Origin of the sequence: Streptomyces sp. NPDC058284, assembly GCF_042881135.1 — a bacterium.
In the GTDB taxonomy this organism is placed as follows: domain Bacteria; phylum Actinomycetota; class Actinomycetes; order Streptomycetales; family Streptomycetaceae; genus Streptomyces.
Genome location: NZ_JBHVYE010000040.1, coordinates 49,517 through 56,431, shown reverse-complemented (window position 1 = coordinate 56,431; position 6,915 = coordinate 49,517). Strand labels below are relative to the sequence as shown.

The window sequence follows — 6,915 nt, the reverse complement described above, 5'->3', positions numbered from 1 at the left end:
CGCCACATGACCTCGAACTCCGCACTCCGATCGCATGCTTCCCCAAGCTCTCGGCTCCGCTCGAGCAGGGGAGGCCCCAATCCGCCGCTGCGCCCACGCTTCGCGCGGACGACGGGGGTTCAAAGACAGGCTCTGACCGGCCTCGGCCTGCCGACCTGGCTCGCCGCGGCCCTGGCGGTAACCCTGGCCGGGCTCGCGGGCGGTCCTCGGCAGGGCCTCAGGAAGGGCGACAGGCTCGGCCACGTCTACTTCGAGGGCGACTACGGCGAGAGCGCCCTCAAGGGCTCGAAGCACATGGCGGCCAAGGCGGGCCTCCCCCGTCGAGCAGAAGATCAAACCGACGGACAACGGTATGGACACGGCGGAGGCGGCGCAGAGCCATGTGAGCCCGTCCGGCGATTGAGGACGAGCCCGAAGGGCGACCGGCGGCACGTGAAGGGGGGCCTGAACCATTCGGTTCAGGCCCCCCTCACACCGTTCAAGCGCCGCCGGCACCCGCGCCGCTACGGCAACTGTGCCGCCCGCGCCTCGCGACGGTTGCCGCGGAAGTTGTTCACCCGCCGAGCCGTGGCGAAGAGGGGGATCACCGCGCCGAGGACGAGCTGGAGCGCGCAGCCGGTCTGCAGGAGCAGCTGGCCGCCCGGCGCCTCGAAGGCCCAGGCCGCGAGCAGCCCCATGGCCGCGACGATCCACGAGAGCATGGCCACCGCGAGGGGGCCGCGCGGCTTCGGGTACTCGACGCGGCTGACCATGAGCCAGGCCGTGCCGATGATCGCGAGGAGCGTCGCCACGAAGGGCAGCTCCAGGAGCACGATCGAGACGACCGTGAGCGCTCCGAAGGGCGACGGCATGCCCTGGAAGGTGCCGTCCTTCACGGTCACGCAACTGAACCGCGCAAGCCGCAGCACCACCGCCAGCAGGACCACGATCGCGCCGACCGCCGCCACCCGCTGGTGGGCGTCGTCGGCGACCATGCCGTAGACCAGGACGAAGTACGCCGGGGCCAGGCCGAAGCTGATCAGGTCGGAGAGGTTGTCCAGCTCCGCGCCCATCGGCGAGGACCGCAGCTTGCGCGCCACGAGCCCGTCGAAGAGGTCGAAGACGGCGGCGCAGAGCATGAGGATCACGGCGGTGGCGGCGGAGTGCCGCGCCATGCCGCTCTCATTGCTGCCCTGCAGGTGCGGGATGAGGATGCCCGTGGTGGTGAAGTACACCGCCATGAACCCGCAGGTGGCGTTACCGAGCGTGAGGGTGTCTGCTATCGACAGGCGGAGTGAGAGAGGCATCTCCTCGTCCGCCTCGTCCTCCACCGCCTCGGGCACCCAGCCCGCCTGTGTCTCAGGATCAACCACGGTCAATGCGAGTCACCCCAGCCACGGTCTTCTGACCGACCTCGACGTCCACCTCGACACCCTCGGGGAGGTAGATGTCGACGCGCGAGCCGAAGCGGATCAGGCCGATCCGCTCGCCCTGCTCCACCTTCGACCCCTGCGGCACGTACGGCACGATGCGCCGGGCGACCGCGCCCGCGATCTGGATCATCTCGATGTCACCGAGCTCGGTGTCGAAGTGCCAGACAACGCGTTCGTTGTTCTCGCTCTCCTTGTTGAACGCCGGGACGAACCCGCCGGGGATGTGCTCCACGGACGTCACGGTGCCCGCCAGGGGCGCCCGGTTGACGTGGACGTTCAGCGGGCTCATGAAGATGGCGACGCGGGTACGCCCGTCCTTCCACGGCATGATGCTCTGCACCACGCCGTCGGCGGGGGAGATGACCCGGCCCTGAGCGATCTCACGCTCGGGGTCGCGGAAGAACCACAGCATGCCCGCCGCCAGCGCGGTGGCGGGTACGGCTACGGCCGCGGCGCCCTTGGAGCGGCGCGCGCGGGCGAGGCTGAGTGCCGCGGTTGCGACGGTCGGCAGGAGCCACGGCGATGCTCCGCGAGCAAGGCGTCCCTGGAGAATGCCGTCGCGTGGTGCAGAGGTTTGGCTGTGGGGCATGGATGACCTTCGTAGCGGATGATGCCGCGCAGTGAACAGGGGGACGGCGGCTTTTTCCGGATGCTATCGGTTGCGAGCCACAACTGGGCAAGCGAGGAAGCCGAGTCGGCGGCCGAAGAGTGTTGACAGGGTGTGATCTTCTTCTCGGCGAAAATGGCCCAAACCGGGCATCTAGCCCTGGAATCGATACTCTTCGAGTAGCCGTCGGCCAATGATCATTTTCTGGATCTCGGCGGTACCTTCACCGATCAGCAGCATCGGAGCCTCCCGGTAGAGGCGCTCGATCTCGTACTCCTTCGAGAAGCCGTAGCCACCGTGAATCCGGAACGCGTCCTCCACTACTTCCTTGCAGTACTCGGATGCGAGGTACTTCGCCATCCCTGCTTCAAGGTCGTTTCGTTCCCCCGAGTCCTTTTTGCGCGCTGCGTTCACCATCATCGCATGGGCGGCCTCAACCTTGGTAGCCATCTCGGCCAGCTTGAACTGAATCGCCTGGTGTTGGGCGATCGGCTTGCCGAAAGTGTGGCGTTGCTGGGCATATGAGACACCGAGCTCGAACGCACGCTGAGCGACACCGCAGCCACGCGCCGCGACATTGACGCGGCCGACCTCGACGCCGTCCATCATTTGGTAAAAACCTCGGCCGCTAACCCCGCCGAGCACACGATTGGCCGGAATTCGCAGGCCGTCCATGATGAGTTCGGTCGTGTCGACGCCCTTGTAACCCATCTTGTCGATCTTGCCGGGGATGGTGAGGCCGGGCCGGACCTCCCCGAAGCCTGGCTCCTTCTCGACGAGGAACGTCGTCATCGACTTGTGCGGCGCCGTGCCCTCGGGGTGTCCTTCGTCACTCCGGCACAGGACGGCCACCAGAGTCGACGTGCCGCCGTTGGTCAGCCACATCTTCTGACCGTTCAGGACGTACTCGTCGCCCTCCTTCACGCCCTTGGACGTGATGGCCGACACATCGGAGCCGAGCCCCGGCTCCGACATCGAGAACGCGCCCCGCACCTCGCCGGCCGCCATCCGCGGCAGGAAGGTCTCCTTCTGCTCCTGCGTGCCGTGCTGCTTGAGCATGTAGGCGACGATGAAGTGGGTGTTGATGATGCCGGAGACCGACATCCAGCCACGCGCGATCTCCTCGACGCACAGCGCGTACGTGAGAAGCGACTCACCCAGACCGCCGTACTCCTCGGGAATCATGAGCCCGAAGAGGCCCAACTCCTTGAGGCCGTCGACGATCGCCTGGGGGTACTCGTCGCGGTGCTCCAGATCCGTCGCGACCGGGATGATCTCCTTGTCGACGAAGTCCCGGACGGTGGACAGGATCTCCTGCTGGACGTCGGTGAGACCGGCGGTCTGCGCGAGTCGGCTCATGGGTTCACTTCTCCTGGGACTTGAGCTCCGGGCGGCCGGGCTGTTCGCCGCCGCGCTCCTTGATGTACGTCTCGGTGGGCACCATCACCTTGCGGCGGAACACGCAGACGAGAGTGCCGTCCTGCTTGTAGCCCTTGGTCTCCACGTAGACGATCCCGCGGTCCGACTTGGACCTGGACGGCGTCTTGTCGAGGACCGTCGTCTCGCCGTAGAGCGTGTCGCCGTGGAAGGTCGGCGCCACGTGCTTGAGTGACTCGACCTCCAGGTTGGCGATCGCCTTGCCGGAGACGTCCGGCACGGACATGCCGAGGAGCAGCGAGTAGATGTAGTTGCCCACGACGACGTTCTTCCCGAAGTCCGTCGTCCTCTCCGCATAGTTGGCGTCCATGTGGAGGGGGTGGTGGTTCATGGTGAGCAGGCAGAAGAGGTGGTCGTCGTACTCGGTGACCGTCTTCCCGGGCCAGTGCTTGTACACGGCGCCGACTTCGAACTCTTCGTAGGTGCGGCCGAACTGCATGATGTCCTACGCCTCCGGGGCCTCGAACTTGGACGTGCGCTGCATGCCCGCCGCACGGCCCTTCCCGGAGATGACGAGCGCCATCTTCCGGCTCGCCTCGTCGATCATCTCGTCGCCGAGCATCGCCGAGCCCTTCTTGCCGCCCGCCTCGGACGTGTAGTACTCGTACGCGTCCAGGATCAGTTCGGCGTGATCGAAGTCGTCCTGCGAGGGCGAGAAGACCTCGTTGGCGGCCTCGACCTGGCCGGGGTGCAGCACCCACTTGCCGTCGAAGCCGAGCGCGGCGGCGCGGTTGGCGACCTCGCGGTAGCCGTCGACGTTCTTGATCTGGAGGTAGGGGCCGTCGATCGCCTGGAGGTTGTTGGCGCGGGCGGCCATCAGGATCTTCATCAGGATGAAGTGGTAGGCGTCCGCCGGGTAGCCGGGCGGCTGCTCGCCGACGACCAGGGACTTCATGTTGATGGAGGCCATGAAGTCGGCCGGGCCGAAGATGATGGTCTCCACGCGCGGGGAGGCCTCGGCGATGGCGTTGACGTTGTTGAGACCCCGCGCGTTCTCGATCTGCGCCTCGATGCCGATCTTGCCGACCTCGAAGCCCATCGTCTTCTCGATCTGGGTGAGGAGGTAGTCGAGGGCGACGACCTGCTCGGCGCTCTGCACCTTCGGCAGCATGATGCAGTCGAGGTTCTGGCCCGCGCCCTCGACGACCGTGACGACGTCGCGGTACGTCCACTCGGTGGTCCAGTCGTTGACGCGCACGACCCGCGTCTTGCCCGTCCAGTCGCCCTCGTTGAGGAACTTGACGATGGTGTGCCGGGCCTCCGGCTTTGCGAGCGGCGCGCAGGCGTCCTCCAGGTCGAGGAAGACCTGGTCGGCGGGGAGGCCCTGGGCCTTCTCCAGGAAGCGGGGGTTCGAGCCCGGTACGGCAAGACAGGAGCGCCGGGGGCGGAGTCGGTTGATGGGCGCGGTCATGCGGGGACCTCCAGAGGGTCGAGCTTGTTCGCTTTCCGGATCTCGTCGACGATACGGCCGATGATCTCGGTGATGCCGAAGTCCTTGGGGGTGAAGACGGCGGCCACACCCGCCGCCTTCAGTTCCTCGGCGTCGCTGTTGGGGATGATGCCTCCGGCGATGACGGGGATGTCGGGTGCGCCGGCCTCGCGCAGCCGTACGAGCACGTCGGGCACGAGTTCCGCGTGCGATCCCGAGAGGATCGAAAGGCCCACCGCGTGCACGTCCTCGGCCAGCGCCGCGTCGACGATCTGCTCGGGCGTGAGGCGGATGCCCTGGTAGACCACCTCGAAGCCGGCGTCCCTGGCGCGCACGGCGATCTGCTCGGCGCCGTTGGAGTGCCCGTCGAGGCCGGGCTTGCCGACCAGGAAACGGAGCCTGCCGCCGCCGAGGTCCTCGGCGGTCCGCGCCACCTTCTCGCGGACCAGGGCGAGCGGCGAGCCCTCCTCCGCGGCGACCGCCACAGGAGCGCTGGAGACGCCCGTGGGAGCCCGGAACTCCCCGAAGACCTCCCGCAGGGCCCCGGCCCACTCCCCGGTCGTCACACCGGAGCGTGCGCACTCCAGGGTGGCCTCCATGAGGTTGCCCGTCCCGGCGGCCACCTCCTTGAGCCGCTCAAGGGCCTTGCAGGGGCGCGGGTGGTTGAACGGCGGCTGGTAGCGGTTGTCGCGCCAGTGCGCCAGGGCGTTGACCACGCGCGCCTCGACCGCAGGGTCGACCGTCATGATCGCCGCGTCCAAGTCGGCGGTGAGCGGGTTCGGCTCGGTGGACTCGTAGGAGTTCACGCCGATGATCTTCTCCTCGCCCGACTCGATGCGGGCCCGGCGCTCGGCGTGCGAGGAGACGAGCTGCGACTTGAGGTAGCCGGACTCGACGGCGGCCATCGCGCCGCCCATCTTCTCGATCCGGTCCATCTCGGCGAGGGACTCCTCGACGAGCGAGGCCACCTTGGCCTCGATGACGTGCGAGCCCGCGAAGATGTCCTCGTACTCCAGGAGGTCGCTCTCGTGCGCGAGGACCTGCTGGATGCGCAGCGACCACTGCTGGTCCCAGGGCCGGGGCAGGCCGAGCGCCTCGTTCCAGGCGGGCAGCTGCACGGCACGCGCGCGTGCGTCCTTGGAGAGCGTGACGGCCAGCATCTCCAGGACGATGCGCTGGACGTTGTTCTCCGGCTGGGCCTCGGTCAGGCCGAGCGAGTTGACCTGCACGCCGTAGCGGAACCGGCGGTGTTTCGGGTTCTCGATGCCGTACCGCTCGCGCGTGACCTGATCCCAGATCCGCCCGAACGCCCGCATCTTGCACATCTCCTCGATGAACCGGACACCCGCGTTCACAAAGAAGGAGATGCGGGCCACGACGTCCCCGAACTTCTCTTCGGGGACCTGCCCCGAGTCGCGTACGGCATCGAGAACCGCGACGGCGGTGGACATCGCGTACGCGATCTCCTGGACCGGTGTGGCCCCCGCCTCCTGGAGGTGGTAGCTGCAGATGTTGATGGGGTTCCACTTGGGGATGTGGGCCACCGTGTACGTGATCATGTCGGTGGTCAGGCGCAGCGAAGGACCCGGCGGGAAGACGTGCGTCCCGCGCGAGAGGTACTCCTTGACGATGTCGTTCTGCGTCGTCCCCTGGAGCTTGGTGATGTCCGCACCCTGCTCCTCGGCGACCACCTGGTAGAGCGCCAGGAGCCACATGGCGGTGGCGTTGATCGTCATCGAGGTGTTCATCTGCTCCAGGGGGATGTCCTGGAACAGCCGCCGCATGTCGCCGAGGTGCGAGACGGGCACACCGACCCGGCCGACCTCGCCGCGGGCGAGGATGTGGTCCGGGTCGTAGCCGGTCTGCGTGGGCAGGTCGAAGGCGACCGAGAGGCCCGTCTGCCCCTTGGCGAGGTTGCGCCGGTACAGCTCGTTGGACGCTTCCGCCGTGGAGTGACCGGCGTACGTCCGCATGAGCCACGGCCGGTCCTTCTGACGCTCTGTCATGTTCCGCTGCTCCTCAGTGCGTTC

Annotated in this window: 6 protein-coding genes and 1 pseudogene; 1 reads left to right on the top strand and 6 read right to left on the bottom strand. The window is 67.4% G+C overall.

Annotated elements, in window-relative coordinates:
* Positions 1-129: 129 nt before the first annotated feature.
* A pseudogene (locus tag ACFVYR_RS35065) lies at positions 130-240 on the top strand (branched-chain amino acid ABC transporter permease); the annotation flags it as partial.
* Between the two features lie 263 nt (positions 241-503).
* Here the strand turns inward: ACFVYR_RS35065 and pssA are convergent.
* The 6 genes from pssA to ACFVYR_RS35035 form a co-directional block, all read right to left on the bottom strand.
* Positions 504-1,358, bottom strand: a complete 855-nt coding sequence (gene pssA / locus ACFVYR_RS35060; protein WP_150174018.1) for a CDP-diacylglycerol--serine O-phosphatidyltransferase — start codon at positions 1,356-1,358, stop codon at positions 504-506.
* Entirely contained in the window at positions 1,345-2,001 is a 657-nt protein-coding gene (locus tag ACFVYR_RS35055) for a phosphatidylserine decarboxylase (RefSeq protein WP_055555195.1), read from the bottom strand. The genes pssA and ACFVYR_RS35055 overlap by 14 nt, the downstream gene beginning before the upstream one ends.
* A gap of 171 nt (positions 2,002-2,172) precedes the next feature.
* The gene (locus ACFVYR_RS35050; protein WP_384258504.1) at positions 2,173-3,378 is read right to left on the bottom strand and encodes an acyl-CoA dehydrogenase family protein; all 1,206 of its coding nucleotides are present in this window, start codon (positions 3,376-3,378) and stop codon (positions 2,173-2,175) included.
* A gap of 4 nt (positions 3,379-3,382) precedes the next feature.
* Positions 3,383-3,895, bottom strand: a complete 513-nt coding sequence (locus tag ACFVYR_RS35045; RefSeq protein ID WP_384258502.1) for a MaoC family dehydratase — start codon at positions 3,893-3,895, stop codon at positions 3,383-3,385.
* A gap of 6 nt (positions 3,896-3,901) precedes the next feature.
* Positions 3,902-4,867 carry an HpcH/HpaI aldolase/citrate lyase family protein gene (locus tag ACFVYR_RS35040; protein ID WP_384258500.1) on the bottom strand — a complete coding sequence of 322 codons (966 nt, stop codon included), beginning with the start codon at positions 4,865-4,867 and terminating at the stop codon, positions 3,902-3,904.
* Complete coding sequence (locus tag ACFVYR_RS35035) at positions 4,864-6,891, bottom strand: protein meaA (RefSeq protein WP_384258498.1); 2,028 nt, start codon at positions 6,889-6,891, stop codon at positions 4,864-4,866. Before ACFVYR_RS35035 ends, ACFVYR_RS35040 begins: the two co-directional genes overlap by 4 nt.
* Positions 6,892-6,915 lie beyond the last annotated feature (24 nt).

Coding starts and splice junctions, on each gene's coding strand:
- ACFVYR_RS35040 (WP_384258500.1), bottom strand. CDS start 4,867: ATGACCGCGCCCATCAACCGACTCCGCCCCCGGCGCTCCTGTCTTGCC.
- ACFVYR_RS35035 (WP_384258498.1), bottom strand. CDS start 6,891: ATGACAGAGCGTCAGAAGGACCGGCCGTGGCTCATGCGGACGTACGCC.
- ACFVYR_RS35055 (WP_055555195.1), bottom strand. CDS start 2,001: ATGCCCCACAGCCAAACCTCTGCACCACGCGACGGCATTCTCCAGGGA.
- ACFVYR_RS35050 (WP_384258504.1), bottom strand. CDS start 3,378: ATGAGCCGACTCGCGCAGACCGCCGGTCTCACCGACGTCCAGCAGGAG.
- ACFVYR_RS35045 (WP_384258502.1), bottom strand. CDS start 3,895: ATGCAGTTCGGCCGCACCTACGAAGAGTTCGAAGTCGGCGCCGTGTAC.